Below are 17,306 nucleotides of genomic sequence, written 5' to 3' on the forward strand. Positions count from 1 at the left end.
GCAAGAAGTCTATTAACCAAAAGTGCTACCGTTCCAGCCCCACATTGCACCTTTGGCATCTGCAAATTCTATATAAATTCGATTTTTAGCCACACCCAAAGTTTGATTAATTTGCTGACAAAAATCTTCACTCATGGCTTTTGTTTGGTCTGGCTTCATCGTGCCAATGCTTTTAATTTCAATGTAACAAACAGGGTTTGTATTACCCGCAAAAGTCATAGGAATTTCTGCTTCAAAAGCCGTCATCACATAGGATTCGGGTTTTCCTAAATGTTTTGCTAACTTAGCTGACAAACTCAAAAGCATTGATTCAATTTCAGCTTTTTGAGGAGCAGATGCAGAAGTTTGGACTTTAATTAATGGCATAGTAAGCAATTGAAATTTTGAATTTTATTACAATGTAAACTTTATCGAATTGTACAGGAATTGGGCATTAGAAGAAGCTCCAGGTGCAGAGGCTCCAGGTGCAGAGGGGAAAAACTCATCTCCCCTGCTCCCTCCTGCCCCATGCCCCATGCCCAATCTTCAATGAGACGAACGAAACAGATGACTATGTTCGGGATGATATAAACGCGATCGCCCTGTGGTTGGCGAAAGTGCTGGACTGATTATATAAAGTGTGGTGCGAATTAATTTTTCTTTATCAGTACAGTCCGCCATTTGATTGAGAGGCACAACCCTAATTTTTTCATCCGGCCATCCGACGCGAAAGCAGATTGCCACAGGGGTTTCGGCTGGATAATGTTCTAATAGTTTGGCTTGGGCATTTTCCACATGACGCGCACTCAGATATAGGCAGAGGCTAGCTTGATGTGCTGCTAAAGAAGCTAATTCTTCGGTGGCTGGGACTTCTGTACGTCCGCTGATGCGTGTCAAAATGATGGTTTGGACTAAACCAGGTACAGTCAGTTCTGTTTTGAGTTTGGCAGCAGCAGCTTGAAAAGCGCTGATACCAGGTACAACTTCAAAAGGGATATTTGCCTGTGCTAGGAGTTGCATTTGTTCGTGAATGGCGCTGTAGAGACAGGGATCGCCGGAATGGAGACGGACTAGAGATTTGTGTTGCGATCGCACCTTTTCTACCATAATCGCCACAATCTCTTCTAAAGTTTGATTTGCAGTTCTCACAATCTCGGCATCTTGGCGGCAAATTCCTAAAATTTGTTCTGGAACTAAAGAATCAGCAAATAAAATTACATCAGCTACAGCCAATAATTTCTGCGCCTTTACTGTTAATAAATCGGGATCTCCGGGGCCTGCTCCCACAATGTACACAGAAGGTTCCACAGCATATAGTGTTTTTTTATCACTCAAATTTTCTGTATATTTACTCTGAGAAGCACACACAGCAAACCCTCAAAAAATTTTTTTGTTATTTTCTCAGTATCTTTCCGGATTTACTCTCTTTCCCCAGTAGAGAGTAATGGTAGATGCACCCTGGTTAAGCCCTAGAGAAAACTCTGGGGCATTTTTTATTTTTGGTTATAAGGCATTGGGAATGGTGACTGGTGACTGGTGACTGGAGAGTTATTATTCTCCCCTGCCCCATCTCCCTTGTCTTCCTTGTCTCCCTCATCCCCATCATCCCCTCATCTCTCCATTACCCTTGGGACTAGGAACTACATCAGGCAAAGGGCGTTTGAGTAAGTAAAGCCAAGCTAACCCCAATAATCCTAGTAGAATTCCCAAGGAACTCACCACTTGTGCCATTCGCAAAGGCCCAAGCATCAAGCTATCAGTGCGAAATCCTTCAATCCACAGGCGTCCTAAGCTGTAGGCTGGCCAGTAAAGTAGAAATAACGTGCCTACTTTCAAACGTGGTTTGCCGGATAAAGAGCGGAAAAACAACGTTATTAGCAGCCCAAACACCATCAAATCCCACAAAGATTCGTAGAGGAAGGTGGGATGAAAGTAATCAAAATTAACATATTCCAGGGGACGACGTTCTGGTGGAATGTATAGCTTCCAGGGTAAATCAGTAGGATCGCCGAAAGCCTCGGAGTTGAAAAAATTGCCCCAACGTCCAATGGCTTGACCTAAAATCAGCGAAGGCGCTACTAAATCCGCCAATTGCCAGAAAGAAACTTGCTTAAGTTTGGCAAAAATTAAAGCTGCCAAAACCCCACCGAGAATTGCGCCATGAATCGCAATTCCTCCTTCCCAGATAGCAAAGATTTTTTCTGGAGTTGAAGCATATTTTGGCCATTCAAAGAAAACGTAATATAGCCGTGCGCCCGGAATTGCACCAATTAACAGCCAAAAAAACAAATCGCTTAACAACTCCGGATTAACATGACGGCGCTTTGCCAAATATTGGGAAAGCATGACGCCAATTAACACTGCTGTGGCAATCAACAAGCCATACCAGCGAATAGTCAATGGCCCTATTCTCAGCAGAATCGGCCCTGGGGAAGTAAATTGAAACGCCAAGGGCAAGATCGAAAAATCCAGTGCCATGCAAAATTACCTAGAAGAGTTCGTTAACTAACCGCGCACTTTGTTAATAAGTACGGAGTTTCTGAAGTTTGGAATACCAGACTAAACTTTAATCCTCTACAACATTATTGTGAAGACACAGGGAGAAATCGAGCATCCATATTTAGGAGTCTAATTCCTATCGGCTAGTTGAGCATAAATTGTGCCACCATAACAATGGCTTTTGGAACTTCCAAGTAAAAAATATTCCATTGGTATTGTTCTGTTGACCGTTGACAGTTCACGGTTTACAGTTAACACTCAACACTCACCAGTCAACAATTTTAAGTTATTGTTTATTTTTTGGAGTTACCTTAACATTCTTGCGGAGAGTTCAAGATGATACATTTGAGTAAGTTACGCAATACAGTTTCAATATAATCACCTAAATTTAAGATTGATATATCATTGTGATTGCGATTTATCCTGGCAGCTTTGACCCCATTACCTTGGGACACCTTGACCTCATTCAGCGGGGTAGTCGGCTGTTTGAGCGCGTAATTGTCGCTGTACTGCGGAACCCCAATAAAGTGCCACTTTTTAGTGTTCAGCAACGGCTAGATCAGATCCGTCTTTCTTGTCAGCATCTACCGAATGTAGAAGTAGACAGCTTTGACGGTCTGACCGTCAATTATGCCCAAATGCGACACGCACAAGTTTTGCTGCGAGGCTTACGGGCTGTGTCAGATTTTGAAGTGGAACTGCAAATGGCTCACACAAATAAGACTCTTTCTACCCAAATTGAAACAGTTTTTCTGGCAACCTCAAATGAGTATAGTTTTTTAAGTAGTAGTGTGGTAAAAGAGATTGCAAGGTTTGGTGGCTCTATCGATCATCTCGTTCCCCCACACATTGCCCTAGATATATACCAATGCTACAATCACAAGTCTCCAATGTTGAACCCAATCTCAACGGAAGTAACCCCCCCCCTCAAGAGTACGCCGGCACAGAGGGAACCATAGATATTCAGGAGGAACTCAACCGCCTAGAGGAAATGGTTCTCTCTAGTCTCCGGATTCCCTTGACAGGACGCACACTCATTGATGAAGAAAAGCTGCTAGACCAGCTTGACTACATCAGGCTTGCTTTGCCAGCGCTTTTTCAAGAAGCAGCAGTAATTCTGGAACAAAAGGAGGAAATTCTCCTGGAAGCAGAAGAATATGGTCAGCAAATAGTTGAAGCCGCCCAAGCAAAAAAAGCCCAAATTTTAGCTGAAAGCGATATTATTCAACAAGCAAAACAAGAAGCTGAACAAATACGGCGGCAAACACAACAAGAGTGTGAGGCAATCATGCAGGAAACTCTTACTGAAATTGAGCGAAAACGCTATGCTTGTCAGCAAGAGTTAGAGCAAATGCGACAAACAGCGATCGCTCACGCTCAAGAAATTGAAGACGGCGCTGATGCATATGCTGATGGTGTCCTAGAAAACATCGAGCAGGATCTCAAAGAAATGCTGCGAATAATCACCAACGGACGACAACAACTCCAAGTTGATAATCTGACGCAGCGCAATTCACCTCCTGGTAATAAGAGATAGAGGTTCTGAGAAAATGAGCAAGAATTCTCAGTTGGGTTTTGCTAGCGCTCAACCCAACAATTCTTATTAAAACTTAGAGTCAAATATGGGCAAAATAAATTTAATAATTGAAATCAAGAAATAGCTTACAAAATAAAATTTATTTTTTCTAATTTTTACCTAAAATTCAGTTTACAAATAATTGGCGTTGACAGTTGACTGTATAAATTGCAAGAAAATATCAGACAAGTCTAATTTTAGACTAGCCGAGTGGGGACATTCTGATGAGGTTTGGGTGGGAGACAAGGTAGAGGGGGGAGACAAGGTAGCAATTTTTTTCCTTTGTCCTCTTGTCCCCTTGTCTTCTTCCTATGCCCAATGCCCCATGCCCTATGCCCCATTTTTATTTTTGAGATGAGGAAGATGAACTGCTTTCTCTGGGGTAGGGAGAATCAACAAAACCCAATTCAAACAATTGCTTATAGGCTTTCTTACCTAAATCCCGTGTCGGGTTTTGACTCTTAATTATTTGAACCAACAATGGCACTGCTAATTCTGGCTGATTTTGTGCCCGATGTACCAATGCTAGTTGAAATGTTGCTTCATCTCGTTTTTGGGCTGTTAATAAAGCTTTTTGACGTTGAGAATCGGAAACTCTGTTGTCAATTCCTGAAAAACTAGAGTTTAAATCTTGATAAAAATTAGATAGTTGATTATAAACCTGACGTGCTTCTTGGAGTTTCTTTGCAGCTAAGGTGTAGTTTTGAGCAGAAACGGCTTGTTCCGCATCTTTCATTAAGCGATCGCCCCCTTCAATGCTCAAAAGGCTGTTATTTTGAGTTACCGGACGGAGGTTATTAGGAGCGTTGGGATCGATGGGTTGTGGTTGGCCAGTAGTACCTGGTAACTGTGATACCTGAGCATTCACAGGTGATAGCAAACTAAGGACTGCTAAGACTGATAAAAAAGCACGGTGCATCAAGGTAACAGCGGCAGCAGTGTTCATGGGGTCAATTAGTGCAACAACTATAGAAAAAAGCTATGGATACTTTCGGTATCTTAACTCTGTTTTGGTCTTAGGCAAACCAAAGCCACATAACTAAGTTTCTCAGATTTAGACTAAAAATTGCTTGAATATAGTTCCCACTACCTCTGTATAATCTTCACCCTTGACCGATTCTGTATTTTGTAGTTAATAATTAGCTATTTGCTCAAAAACTGCCAATTTGGCTGAATCTTCCACCATTAAAGGCTAATCTTATAGATATACGTCCTCAAAAGCTTCCAAAATACTTCTAATTTTTTTGTGGTTGATACACGCTAAATCTAGCAGTTAGTCATTTCCATCAAATCTTCAAAGGTCAACTGCTTCTTTTGTAGGATTTTTTTGGCGATTAACTGTCTGAAAACGCTTTACAGAATCAAGAATTAGTAATTTCTGCAAATGTGTGGTTGGTAATTTCTCTTTCTTGATGACTTAACTGTTGGAGTGCCTTTGCTAAATCGCTTGTGAGATTTTTTGCATCTTGTTTTATCGAATCACGTATGTAATCCTTGACTTTCATTGGACAGCCAATGTGAATTGTCACATCTGTACCCCAATTAGGGTATGGTTGACTGTAATTAATGCTGACAGGTATAATCTTTACTCCCAGTCCAGAATCACTGGATTCAGCACTCAAAGCCAGACGTGCAATTCCCGGCTTCAAAGGAGCTTGAGCTTGACGGTAAATGTTACCTTCTGGAAAAATCACCACAGCTTTTCGCTGTTTTAGCAGTTCAACTCCATGACGCAGGCTGCGAATTGATGGTTGTCTAGTATTTACTGGAAAACCCCCCAAGCGTCGCACAAACCAGCCTTGTAACCCCTGACATTCATCAATAGTGACCATAAATCGCAGGTCTTTGGCTATCATACAATCAGAAACAGCATAGGGTACTAGCAACGCATCCCAACGTGCTCTATGGGTGGGAGCGAAGATAACTGGCCCAGTTTTAGGGATATTTTTTTGTCCGGTTATCCTAATTCGCCCAAAGAATAATGGTAGTAGGCAGTAACGACCCAATAGATATGCCAGAGGACTTAACCAAGGAGAAACCCTTGAGGTGGTATCATCTGCTTGAGTATTTGCTGGTCTGTGCTGGCAAGTATCGAATAAAGAGTAAAATTCCATCATGATGGAGACAGCTGATTGACGGATAAAATTTAACGAAAAGCCTGATTAGTTACACCGTAGATTCTCTTGCACGACTTGTGTCCTGCTAGATGGACAGTTTTACCTCTGTCTGTTATTTTCTCTTAGGTCGCTTAGTCACAAACCAAGTCTGTAATTGTTGACGACAAGCTGATTCTAGAATGCCTCCGATGACCTGCAAGTGGTGATTAGAAGCACTACTGTCAGGGATGTTAATAACTGTACGAATTGCGCCAGTTTTTGTATCGTCCACTCCATATACAAGTAATCCGATACGTGCCTGGACAATTGCACCTGCACACATTGGGCAAGGTTCCAAAGTTACGTACAGGGTACATTCATTTAGATGCCAATTTTGTAAAGTTGCGGTTGCTCTCTTAAGAGCAATTATTTCCGCATGAGCCGTAGGGTCTTTGTCGCGTTCTTTTCTGTTCTCTCCCTCCGCAAGTAAATTACCTTTTGAATTGATGATAACAGCACCTACGGGGACTTCACCTGCCTCACCTGCTGCTTGTGCTAATTCTAAGGCACGATGCATCCATTGTTGATGTATAAGATAATCACCATATTTATTTAGCATCCTCTTAAGTAGGATCGAAACTTAATCAAATTTTTACAATTTAAGAAATTAGGGCATGGGGTATTGGGAGTTGGGAGTTGGGAGTTAGGAGTTATTCTTTCCCTACCTTAAGAGCTTCCCCTGCTCCCTCATCTCTCCAATGCCCAATGCACAATGCCCAATGCCCAATTACTATTGAGCCAACAAACCATCGAGCTGATTTTGTGTATCTAGCTGATAAAGGTCGTCACAACCACCAATGTGTTGGTTATTGATAAAAATTTGTGGTACTGTGCGGCGTCCGTTAGCGCGTTCTGCCATTTTCGCTCTGGCTGCTTCATCACCGTCGATTTTATATTCGGTAAACTTTACGCCTTTCCACCACAACAGCATTTTGGCACGAATGCAGTAAGGACAAGTTTGCCATGTGTAAATTTCGACGTTGGCTTTAACTCGCTCTGGATGACGATTTAAAAGGGGATTGAGAAATTCCAGCATATTTTTAAAGCAAGTTTTTAACTATATCTCTACCCTAGATCATTGCTGGCATTACTTAGGGGCTTGCAAGTAAAAAAATATTTTATGGAAGACTGTTGACTGTTGAGAGTTAACAGTCAACTCTTAAACAAGATAATTGATTTTTGAAAATTCCTTTACCGCATTGGTGCTGGAACCCACTTTTGGAAACTTTCTAAATGATTCCAGTAAGCCAAATATCCTGTAAATGCCCAAATTAAAGCGGCTATTATTAGTACAAAAACACCAATTAATCGCCAAGTTCGATTAGTTTTCCAATAGAGAGTAGGCGCGGCAAATATACCACCAAATCCTGTTAAGATAAAACCGATTCCTGAGAGTAACGGTTGTTTTGTCATATTCAAGTTGATAATTCGGATACCAATGACGATCGCCACTAAACCAGCAAAAAAACCGTAAATTGCGATTGTCAATAAGTCCCAACCCACAGACAGGGCAATTGCAGCTGCCACAAACAAAATCCCAAATAAAACACTTGTTTCACCGAAGGCAATGTTAAAGCTACCAGGAACTGGCCAGGTGAAATTCATGTGTAAACCAGTTGTTAAAGCGATGGCACCAACAATACCAAATCCGGGAATCCACTGTTTTTGATGTGAGCTATCTATCCCACGATATACATAGTCAGCTAGTATAAATAAACCAGCTACCATGTTAATTAACATGAGTGTGATGTAGTCGATAAACACGATTCACCTCTAAATGCTTTTTTGGGTTAATACAAACTAGGGAAGTCCAAAAAATAAACAACAGTATATGGTGGTTGACTGTTGAGCGTTGAGTATTAACGATTCACAGTCAATACTCAACAGCTGCAATGAAATATTTTTTCCTGACAAGTCCCCGTTCCCAAATTAAACCGCGATATTTCTAAATTATTTCAAACCAGATATAAACACAGATTAACATTTACCTCACAGTGTTGAAGTATTAATACTCACAAGCACAACGATAAAATAAAGGAAAGGATGTTTAAAATTCTTGACCACTTCTTGGGGTAGGGAGGGAATATATTAGCCCTTTGAGATAGGGAGTAGGGTCACGACTCGCGATTCTCCACCCTTGTATCGCTTTGTGAGCTTGAAACCCAGCTTTGAAAGTGGGTGACAAAGGTTTCCCCACTCCCGATTCCCTACTCACTTTTATCAACAAGAGGGTGTAGGGTGGTGAAATATGGATTTTCTCCACATCCAACACCCCACGCCAGACAAAGTTCCTTTTGACACTTTTGTCAATAACTTAGGAATTGACACATCATTAACATTTGTAATGGAAATTTGGTAACCGCCCTTTGGTAGACTTAAAGACTGAAATAGCCAGATAAAGTAACGCAAATTCAAGCAGTTGAGAGGGCAGACTCTGTGGAAAATACACTTGGGTTAGAGATTATAGAGGTAGTAGAGCAAGCAGCGATCGCATCTGCTAAGTGGATGGGCAAAGGTGAAAAGAACACTGCTGACCAAGTAGCTGTGGAAGCGATGCGGGAACGGATGAATAAAATCTACATGCGCGGTCGCATTGTTATTGGGGAAGGCGAACGCGATGACGCCCCTATGCTCTACATCGGAGAAGAAGTCGGTATCTGTACCCAACCAAATGCCGAAGCTCTCTGTAACCCTGATGAACTAATTGAAATTGATATCGCCGTTGACCCCTGTGAAGGTACGAACTTGGTAGCATACGGACAACCTGGTTCGATGGCTGTGTTGGCAATTTCAGAGAAGGGAGGATTATTTGCTGCTCCTGACTTTTACATGAAGAAATTAGCAGCACCTCCCGCAGCCAAGGGTAAGGTGGACATCAACAAGTCAGCAACGGAAAATCTTAAGATTCTGGCTGAGTGTCTAGATCGAGCAATTGATGAACTTGTGGTAGTTGTAATGAAACGCGATCGCCACAATGATTTAATCAAAGAAATTCGTAGCGCTGGAGCAAGAGTACAACTGATTTCTGATGGTGACGTGGGTGCAGCCTTATCTTGTGGTTTCGCCGGAACTAATATCCACGCCCTCATGGGTATCGGTGCGGCTCCTGAAGGTGTAATCTCAGCAGCTGCTATGCGTGCTTTGGGTGGACATTTCCAAGGGCAACTGATCTACGATCCTGAAGTAGTAAAAACAGGTTTGATTGGAGAAAGCAAAGAAGCCAACCTCGAACGCTTAAAGTCAATGGGTATCAATGACCCCGATAAAGTCTATGATGCTCACGAACTCGCATCTGGTGAAACAGTTTTGTTTGCTGCTTGCGGTATCACCTCTGGTAACCTCATCGAAGGTGTACGCTTTTTCAACGGTGGAGCCAGAACTCAGAGCTTGGTAATTTCTAACCAATCAAAAACAGCTCGGTTTGTTGATACAATCCACATGTTTGGCGAACCGAAGAGCCTCCAACTGTTCTAATTCATAGGGAATGGGGAATGGTAATACTAGGGGCGAAGCATTTAAATGCTTCACCTGAGAGTAGTTAGTAGTTAGTAGTTAGCGATCGATTTTTGTTTGTTGCTTGGTAATTATTCCAAGCAACAACCTGCAATTCCCCATTCCCTATTCCCAATCAATTTATTACCGACTACAAACTAGTAACTACGATTTAGCAAATGAATATAGCAGTGGTGGGGTTAAGCCATAAAACAGCCCCTGTAGAAGTCCGTGAAAAGTTGAGCATTCCAGAACCACAAATTGAAAGTGCGATCGCTCATCTTACCAGTTACCCCCATATTGACGAAGTTGCAATTCTCAGCACTTGTAACCGCCTGGAAATTTACATTGTTACCAGCGAAACAGACCAAGGTATCCGAGAAGTAACTCAATTTCTTGCAGAACACAGCAAATTACCTGTGACTTCTCTACGACAACATTTGTTTATGTTGTTGCATGATGATGCGGTTATGCATGTCATGAGGGTAGCAGGTGGTTTAGATAGTCTGGTACTCGGAGAAGGTCAAATTCTGGCTCAGGTGAAGACTACTCACAAATTGGGACAGCAATATAACGGTATAAAAACCATTTTGAATCGATTATTTAAACAAGCTCTCACAGCTGGTAAGCGAGTTCGCACTGAAACTAGTATTGGTACTGGCGCTGTTTCCATTAGTTCGGCAGCTGTGGAATTAGCACAAATGAAAGTAGCAAATTTAGCTGCTTGCCGAGTTGCAATTCTGGGTGCAGGGAAAATGTCGCGGTTGCTAGTGCAACACCTGGTTTCTAAAGGTGCTGTGGAAATCAGCATTGTCAATCGCTCTCGCGAACGTGCCCAAGAATTAGCCAAACAATTCCCCGAACAACCCATAAAAATTCACATCCTATCGGAAATGATGACAGTAATTGCCGATAGTGATTTAGTATTTACAAGCACTTCAGCCACAGAGCCGATACTTGACCGCGCCAAATTAGAAATGGTTTTAGAAGCTCAGCGTTCATTGATGTTATTTGATATCTCTGTACCACGCAACGTTGATGCTGACGTAAATGAACTAACAAATGTGCAGGCTTATAACGTGGATGATTTGAAGGCTGTAGTGGCACAAAACTACGAAAGCCGTCGGAAGATTGCCCAGGAAGCAGAGCGACTTTTAGAAGAAGAAGTGGAAGCTTTCGATGTTTGGTGGCGTAGTTTAGAAACTGTAACTACTATTAGCTGTCTGCGAAATAAAGTCGAAACCATTCGGGAACAAGAATTAGAAAAAGCTTTGTCAAGATTAGGTTCGGAATTCGCAGAAAAACATCAAGAGGTGATCGAAGCTTTAACAAGAGGAATTGTTAATAAAATTTTACACGATCCGATGGTGCAACTGCGATCGCAGCAAGATGTGGAAGCCAGACGGCGTTGTATGCAAACTCTACAAATGCTGTTTAACTTAGACGCAGGGGAACAGTTTAGTTAAGGGACTTCCAAGAAAAAAATATTCCACAGAAGACTGTTAACTGTTGACCGTTGACGGTTGACGGTTGACAGTCAGTAGTCAACGATTAAATTAATGTTGTTACGGTTAAAATGACAGTTGCTTGTGCGATCGCTCACAACAGCAGAAGTGATAGAGTTTGAGTAGAAGTAACTTTTTAGTTGTTGCTACAACTGTTGGGTTTTAACTGCACGGTATTCAGCCATTGCCTCGGCTGCAAGTTTGGCAAGCATGTCTGGAGAACGGGCAAAAGCTTCATCCCAACGGCGTTCATCTTCTAGTTTTGCCAAAATCATTGCCGCGATGGCATCTTGTTCAGTGGTAGGCAAGGTTTTCAATTGGGATATTGCGAATTCCAGTAGCTCAGTCATAACTGTGTATCGTTTGTTAGTCCTACTATCAAATTATCCGCGTTGTGAGGCTGCAAAAGCTAGCAAAAACTGTAGGTATCGCCCACAATACCTAAATTATTCACAATTACAGTAAATCATCCTCAGATAGCTGAGCTATTTTCATTAGGGCTTTCAAGGTTCCAACTTTCAAATCTTGATTGCGGTGAACAGGAATTGACAGGATTTGTTCTTGTTCAGGCTTTTCATAAATATGATGACTGCCAGTAATTCGTCGTAAAACCCAACCGTTTTGCTCTACAATCTTACAAAGTTGCTTGCCAGAAATTGATTTGATATAGCAATTTCGACAACTCTATCTGTTGACTCAATTGCATGACGACTGTTGGCAACATCAAGCCAACCTTCAATAGCATCCTTTAAATTAGCCATCACCTCTTCCATCGTCTCCCCTTCAGTAATACAACCGGGAAGCGCAGGAACTTCTGCCCAATAGCCGCCTTCTTCTGCTGGATGAATGATTGCTCTAATTTTCATACACTTGTTGAGCTAGTTTGTGAAAATATGCTAACAACTATAGTTTTTTGCTCCAAACTGTGGATGATTAAATTAATGTTGCAAAGGTTAAAACGGCAGTTGCTTGTGCGATCGTTCAAAGACCCAAACAAGCGATTTAGCATGATAAAATAGACGAAATATCTTCAGGTATCATAGGCGTTAAACCTGGAATATTTAAAAAGTGCTTAGTATTATAAGTTGCGAAATAATCTACTGGATAAGTAATCACTAACCCTGCTAGACGAATATCAAAAATTCTTGCTGATACACAGTTATAATTAACGGCTAATTCTAAGGTTTTTTCTGTAGTTAATTGATTAGGATATAATACTTGAAATGTACCGCTTAAATAAATTTCAGTTATAAGTTTGTTAACTTCTTGGGAGGTTAATGGTTTGTTCCGCATCGCAGCAGGATTGGTTAAAATTCTGTATATTTCTATGATATTTTGTTCTGCAATCACTCCTTGAATTTTATTTTCAAATACTAGATTTAATAAATTTGCAGAGTTTTGATGATAAATTGATAATTCGTCATGAGCATAGATTAAAACGTTCGTATCAAAAAACACTTTAATCTTGTTCATAAATCTTTTCTGGATCTAAATATTCTTCTTTTATATCAATTTTGAATGTGGGAAAATGATATTTTTGTTTTTTGATAGGAATGATGATAATTTCAACTTCATCGCCATTTTTTAAGCTGTTGGGTAAACTATCTTGGAGAATAATCGTATGATTTTGGATATATCCTTTCATATTTAATAAGCTGATTAAATCTAACTTAATTATACTATTTCATGAGATAAAAGCTCGATCGCGAGTTTCGGCCTCATGACGCAACTTACGAGCGTAAGCTTGACTATCTGTAATATCAGGTCGTGAGTTGATAATACCTTCACTGTGTCAATAGGCAACGAGTTCAGCTCCTGTTTTAGGTGGATTTGCTATAACTTGCCTTACAAGGAGAATCCGAAGAATATATTCTGAAAGAGGAAGGTTTAGCTGAGAAGCTTCAGTAGAAAGTTCGTTTTCTAGTTCTGGCGGCAAATCAAGATTAATACTCACTCCGGCTCTCCTGTTGAGTTTCTGGTTTTAGATTGATAGTAACTTGAGAGCAATAAAAATAGGTAAACAAACCTAAATTCAAGTTGCGATCGCAGGTGAAAGATGCGCGTCTACCCAGATTGTCATGCCACTAACACTGGATGATTCAGCTTACGTGATGCATATAAAAGTGCTGCTTTGAGATCCTCCGCTTCCAGATCGGGCATTTCTTCTAAGATTTGTTCGGCACTGAGTCCAGCTGCAAATAAGTCTAATACATCTGACACACGAATTCTCATACCCCGAATACATGGGCGACCACCACATTGTTTGGGGTTAACTGTAATTCTTCTAAGTAAGTCTGACATAGCGGCTAACTTTATAATTCAAAGTAATAGAGTTTGAGACAGTTCTACAATAAAACCAAAGACGTTGAGTTTTAACTAACCTAATGCCTATACCTCAAACAAACCCAAAGACACCAATGTCTTCACCAAGCCTCTACGAAACTGATTTTTACGCTTGGACAGAGGAACAAGCAACTTTACTTCGCAATGAGCAGTGGAGTGAGATTGATGTGCAAAATCTGATTGAGGAGATTCAATCTTTGGGTAAACAGCAACGTCAAGAATTGCGAAACCGTCTAAGTGTTTTGATTGGACATTTACTAAAATGGGAGTACCAGTCAGAACGCCGTAGCCGTAGCTGGTTAGCAACACTTCGTATTCAACGCTTAGATATTGCTGAACTGCTTGAAGACAACCCTAGCCTAAAGCCCTACCTTGAAGAAGCACTTGGCAAAGCTTACCTCAAAGGTGTCGAATTAGCTGTTGGAGAAACAGATTTGCCCAAGCGTACTTTTCCGGTAGAATGTCCCTACAGTTTGCCAGAGATTGTGGACTATGACTTCTACCCCGGCGAACCAAGCAATTTAGTAGATGAATCAATGTAGAGATGTAGCAATGCTACGTCTCTATTTGTCAAACAACAGCCGCCTCTGGAATTGCACCTTGCATTTTCGCGAACGCATCAATCAAACTTTGTAATTGTTGGTCGGCTTTAAAAACTCCTAAACCGCGCACTGTAACTTTTCCAGGCGAATATACAAAGCGAGTTTTCAAATTATCTGGTAAATTCGCCGCTAACAAATTCCAAGCCGGTTCTTCCATTGGTGTTTCTAAAACAACGTGCTGTTTGTTTTCTGGTTTAATCCTACTAAATCCAAGTTTTTTCGCTAACTGTTTGAGTTCCATGACTCGCAATAGTTGATTGGCTGGGACTGGCAAAGTACCATAGCGATCGCTCCACTCTGCTGCAATCTGCTTTAATTCTCCTTTGGATTTCGCTGTGGCCACCGCCCGGTAAGCACTCATCTTTTGATCCAAATCGGTAATATAATCAGCTGGAATAAATGCTGTCAAGTTAAGGTCAATCTGCGTATCTTCAACTTGGGGAATTTCTTGACCGCGAATTTCCCGAATTGCTTCTTCCAGCATTTCCATGTATAAATCAAAACCGATGGCATCCATTTGACCGGATTGTTCTGCACCCAGTAAGTTACCCACTCCGCGAATTTCCATATCGCGCATCGCCAATTGATACCCGGAACCCAACTGAGTAAATTCTTGAATTGCTCGTAACCTTTGCCGTGCGGCATCAGATAACGTCCGTTGTTTGGGATAAAATAGCCAAGCATGAGCTTGGATACCTGCACGCCCCACACGACCGCGTAATTGATACAACTGAGCCAAGCCGAAGCGATGAGCGTCTTCAATTAAGATGGTGTTGACTCGCGGAATATCTAAGCCAGACTCGATAATTGTCGTACAAACAAGAATATCTGCATCACCGTTACTGAAGGTGAGCATGGTTGATTCTAACTCGCTTTCATCCATTTGACCGTGGGCGATGGCAAATCTCCCCCCTGGTATCATTTCTCGCAAACTGGCGGTTGTCTCTTCAATGCCTTCAACACGTGGAACTACATAAAATACCTGCCCACCTCTGTCTAATTCTTGACGTATAGCACTCCGCACACTTTCCGGATTCAGTGGTGCGAGGTGAGTTTTAATCGGGCGTCTAGTTGGAGGTGGTGTGGTAATTAAACTCATTTCCCGGATTCCCGACAAAGACATATATAAAGTCCGGGGAATGGGAGTAGCGGAGAGAGTCAGCACATCAACTTGAGTTTTCAAACTTTTAATTTTCTCTTTTTGGTTCACCCCAAAGCGCTGTTCTTCATCCACCACCAACAATCCTAAATCTTTGAATGATACACCTTTGCCTAAAAGTTGGTGTGTGCCAACAACTATATCTAATTCGCCCGTTGCCAAACGTTTTTGAATATCGCGGCGTTCTTCGGCGGAACGAAAGCGGTTGAGTAAGCCGACATTCACAGGGTAGGGAGCAAAACGTTCTTTGAGTGTATGGTAGTGCTGCTGAGTTAAAATAGTAGTAGGCGCAAGGAGTGCCACTTGTTTACCGGCGGTGACTGCTTTAAAAACCGCACGAATCGCCACTTCCGTTTTTCCAAAACCGACATCGCCACAAACCAAGCGATCCATTGGTCGATCGCTTTCCATGTCCCGTTTCACATCTTGTACGGCTTTTAGCTGATCTGTTGTGGGTTGGTAAGGGAAAGAATCTTCCATTTCCTCTTGCCAAGGCATATCAATTGGGAAACTAAAACCTTGTTGTTGCGATCGCGCTGCATATAATTTCAGCAAGTCCACCGCCAATTTCTTAATCGCTTTACGGACTTTGTTCTTGGTATTCTCCCAAGCCTTACCAGTCATCTTGTTGAGTTCTGGTGCCCTATCTCCTGCGGCTCGGAACCGAGATAATGCACCTAATTGATCCGCTGCCACTCTCAGCAAGCCATCGGCATATTGCACTACCAAATAATCGCGAGTTTCGTCATTAATTGTTAAGCTTTCTAGCTTGACAAATTTGCCAACGCCATGATTTCTGTGAACAACATAATCTCCTGGACGCAGCTTATTCGGGTCAACTTGCTTAGAAGTCGCTTTGTGGCGTTTGCGGATAAAACCGGGAGTTGCTAAAGAATGCTGACCGTAAAATTCTCGGTCGGTGACAATTACCAAGCGATATGTAGGCAGAATAAAACCTTCTAATTCCGCCAAGCCAGAATATTTGAGTGCCACTGGTGTGTGGTTGATTTGTAGCTTCTCAATGGCTTGATAGTCGCGGGGATTGGGGATAAATTGCGCCGGACAATCGTGTTCTTGCAACAGCGACACAGAACGCGAAGGTTGAGCAGAAATCAGCCAAATCGAGAAATTGCGATCGCGTTCTTGGCGGATAGTTTCAGCTAATTTAGCAAACTGATGTGGCGTCACCGGAACGCTTCTACTGGCAAGATTTATGCCATCATTTTCCTCTGACAGTTCCGATAAATATAATGTTTGAAACCGTGCAACATCAGCCAAAGACTCATCAAAAGACCGATGAATTTTTGGTAGTCCACTGATGACTGATGACTGATGAGTGATGAGTGACCATTGTTCTTCGGCATTTTCCACCCAGCGATCGCTATGAGCATGACACTGTTCTGGCTCATCAATGGCAATCAAGGTGTTTTCTGGTAAATAGTCTAACAGCGATGCTGGTTGCTCAAACGCTAAACCCAAAAAACGACGGCTACCTTCAATCAGTCCTGAGTTTCCAGTGCCCAATCCTGAGTCAGAATTTAACTCAGAACTTATAACTCCTAACTCATCACTATTTTTCAGTGGTGTCATGATGATGGGAGCAAAGCTAGTCGGAGTGAGAATTAACTGCTCAACTTTATCGAGGGCAGAACGTTGAGTTGCTGGGTCAAATTCCCGGATTTGTTCGATTTCGTCGCCAAACCATTCCAACCTCACTGGTAACTCCGATGAAACCGGGAACACATCAACAATATCGCCACGCCGACTCCACTGTCCTTCAGTTTCCACCAGTGGTACTCGCTCATAACCCAAAAGAGTTACTTTTTCACTAAAAGCATTTAAGTCTATCTCCATCCCCCGCTTTAGCGTCAAGCAAAACTCTTGAAAAGCCTCTGGCGGCGGCAAATGCGGTTGCAGTGCCCCTTGAGTTGCCACAACCGCCATCTTAGGTAATTGAGAATTGGGATTTTCTTCCCCATGCCCCATCCCCAATGC

Annotated in this window: 20 protein-coding genes and 1 pseudogene; 5 read left to right on the forward strand and 16 right to left on the reverse strand. The window is 42.0% G+C overall.

The genetic code is table 11. The features are described from left to right. Positions 1-12: 12 nt before the first annotated feature. The 3 genes from GNE10_RS18830 to lgt form a co-directional block, all read right to left on the reverse strand. A complete protein-coding gene (locus GNE10_RS18830; RefSeq protein WP_185566480.1) occupies positions 13-366 on the reverse strand; it encodes a phenylpyruvate tautomerase MIF-related protein in 354 nt (117 codons plus the stop codon). A 159-nt stretch (positions 367-525) separates the two neighbouring features. Continuing rightward, positions 526-1,347, reverse strand: a complete 822-nt coding sequence (cobM, locus tag GNE10_RS18835) for a precorrin-4 C(11)-methyltransferase (RefSeq protein ID WP_185566481.1) — start codon at positions 1,345-1,347, stop codon at positions 526-528. Positions 1,348-1,581: 234 nt separating this feature from the next. Beyond that, positions 1,582-2,457: a prolipoprotein diacylglyceryl transferase gene (gene lgt / locus GNE10_RS18840; protein ID WP_185566482.1), complete on the reverse strand. Its 876-nt coding sequence runs from the start codon at positions 2,455-2,457 to the stop codon at positions 1,582-1,584. Positions 2,458-2,885: 428 nt separating this feature from the next. Between lgt and coaD the strand changes: the two genes are divergently transcribed. Together coaD and GNE10_RS18850 are read left to right on the forward strand one after the other, a co-directional pair. Next, the gene (gene coaD, locus GNE10_RS18845) at positions 2,886-3,437 is read left to right on the forward strand and encodes a pantetheine-phosphate adenylyltransferase (protein WP_099068499.1); all 552 of its coding nucleotides are present in this window, start codon (positions 2,886-2,888) and stop codon (positions 3,435-3,437) included. Continuing rightward, positions 3,347-4,015: a hypothetical protein gene (locus tag GNE10_RS18850; protein WP_099068500.1), complete on the forward strand. Its 669-nt coding sequence runs from the start codon at positions 3,347-3,349 to the stop codon at positions 4,013-4,015. The genes coaD and GNE10_RS18850 overlap by 91 nt, the downstream gene beginning before the upstream one ends. A 382-nt stretch (positions 4,016-4,397) precedes the next feature. Here GNE10_RS18850 and GNE10_RS18855 read toward each other — a convergent pair whose 3' ends face one another. The 5 genes from GNE10_RS18855 to GNE10_RS18875 all read right to left on the reverse strand — a co-directional run bounded on the left by GNE10_RS18855 (position 4,398) and on the right by GNE10_RS18875 (position 7,974). Continuing rightward, on the reverse strand, positions 4,398-5,000 hold the full coding sequence (locus GNE10_RS18855) for a hypothetical protein (RefSeq protein WP_185566483.1): 603 nt from the start codon (positions 4,998-5,000) through the stop codon (positions 4,398-4,400). Positions 5,001-5,415: 415 nt separating this feature from the next. Next, positions 5,416-6,171 (reverse strand): 1-acyl-sn-glycerol-3-phosphate acyltransferase, encoded by a 756-nt coding sequence (locus GNE10_RS18860; protein ID WP_185566484.1) that lies wholly within the window; start codon positions 6,169-6,171, stop codon positions 5,416-5,418. A gap of 112 nt (positions 6,172-6,283) precedes the next feature. Next, positions 6,284-6,769 carry a tRNA adenosine(34) deaminase TadA gene (gene tadA / locus GNE10_RS18865; protein ID WP_099068504.1) on the reverse strand — a complete coding sequence of 162 codons (486 nt, stop codon included), beginning with the start codon at positions 6,767-6,769 and terminating at the stop codon, positions 6,284-6,286. Between the two features lie 171 nt (positions 6,770-6,940). Further along, on the reverse strand, positions 6,941-7,246 hold the full coding sequence (grxC, locus tag GNE10_RS18870; RefSeq protein ID WP_185566485.1) for a glutaredoxin 3: 306 nt from the start codon (positions 7,244-7,246) through the stop codon (positions 6,941-6,943). Positions 7,247-7,401: 155 nt separating this feature from the next. Next, complete coding sequence (locus GNE10_RS18875; RefSeq protein WP_185566486.1) at positions 7,402-7,974, reverse strand: DUF981 family protein; 573 nt, start codon at positions 7,972-7,974, stop codon at positions 7,402-7,404. Positions 7,975-8,646: 672 nt separating this feature from the next. Between GNE10_RS18875 and glpX the strand changes: the two genes are divergently transcribed. Continuing rightward, positions 8,647-9,684, forward strand: coding sequence for a class II fructose-bisphosphatase (gene glpX / locus GNE10_RS18880; protein WP_185566487.1), 1,038 nt, complete (start codon positions 8,647-8,649; stop codon positions 9,682-9,684). Between the two features lie 197 nt (positions 9,685-9,881). Further along, positions 9,882-11,168, forward strand: coding sequence for a glutamyl-tRNA reductase (locus GNE10_RS18885; protein ID WP_099068508.1), 1,287 nt, complete (start codon positions 9,882-9,884; stop codon positions 11,166-11,168). Positions 11,169-11,353: 185 nt separating this feature from the next. On the opposite strand, the gene GNE10_RS18890 is transcribed toward GNE10_RS18885, so the two are convergent. The 7 genes and pseudogenes from GNE10_RS18890 to GNE10_RS18915 all read right to left on the reverse strand — a co-directional run bounded on the left by GNE10_RS18890 (position 11,354) and on the right by GNE10_RS18915 (position 13,508). Continuing rightward, complete coding sequence (locus GNE10_RS18890; RefSeq protein WP_185566488.1) at positions 11,354-11,557, reverse strand: hypothetical protein; 204 nt, start codon at positions 11,555-11,557, stop codon at positions 11,354-11,356. Between the two features lie 106 nt (positions 11,558-11,663). After that, a complete protein-coding gene (locus GNE10_RS36385; RefSeq protein ID WP_185566494.1) occupies positions 11,664-11,873 on the reverse strand; it encodes a type II toxin-antitoxin system HicA family toxin in 210 nt (69 codons plus the stop codon). Continuing rightward, complete coding sequence (locus GNE10_RS18900) at positions 11,834-12,073, reverse strand: type II toxin-antitoxin system HicB family antitoxin (RefSeq protein ID WP_185566489.1); 240 nt, start codon at positions 12,071-12,073, stop codon at positions 11,834-11,836. Before GNE10_RS18900 ends, GNE10_RS36385 begins: the two co-directional genes overlap by 40 nt. A 136-nt stretch (positions 12,074-12,209) precedes the next feature. Continuing rightward, on the reverse strand, positions 12,210-12,680 hold the full coding sequence (locus tag GNE10_RS18905; protein WP_185566490.1) for a PIN domain-containing protein: 471 nt from the start codon (positions 12,678-12,680) through the stop codon (positions 12,210-12,212). Next, positions 12,667-12,852 (reverse strand): hypothetical protein, encoded by a 186-nt coding sequence (locus tag GNE10_RS18910; RefSeq protein WP_185566491.1) that lies wholly within the window; start codon positions 12,850-12,852, stop codon positions 12,667-12,669. Before GNE10_RS18910 ends, GNE10_RS18905 begins: the two co-directional genes overlap by 14 nt. A 39-nt stretch (positions 12,853-12,891) precedes the next feature. After that, positions 12,892-13,161, reverse strand: a pseudogene (locus tag GNE10_RS36040) (hypothetical protein). Between the two features lie 122 nt (positions 13,162-13,283). After that, positions 13,284-13,508 carry a DUF433 domain-containing protein gene (locus tag GNE10_RS18915; protein WP_099068514.1) on the reverse strand — a complete coding sequence of 75 codons (225 nt, stop codon included), beginning with the start codon at positions 13,506-13,508 and terminating at the stop codon, positions 13,284-13,286. 116 nt (positions 13,509-13,624) lie between these two features. Here GNE10_RS18915 and GNE10_RS18920 point away from each other — a divergent pair, with 116 nt between their 5' ends. After that, entirely contained in the window at positions 13,625-14,092 is a 468-nt protein-coding gene (locus GNE10_RS18920; RefSeq protein ID WP_221642895.1) for a DUF29 domain-containing protein, read from the forward strand. Positions 14,093-14,120: 28 nt separating this feature from the next. Here the strand turns inward: GNE10_RS18920 and mfd are convergent. Beyond that, the coding region (gene mfd, locus GNE10_RS18925; RefSeq protein WP_185566493.1) for a transcription-repair coupling factor at positions 14,121-17,306 on the reverse strand (3,186 nt) is incomplete at its 5' end.

This window comes from Nostoc sp. 2RC (assembly GCF_014222165.1).
In the GTDB taxonomy this organism is placed as follows: Bacteria; Cyanobacteriota; Cyanobacteriia; order Cyanobacteriales; family Nostocaceae; genus Nostoc; species Nostoc linckia.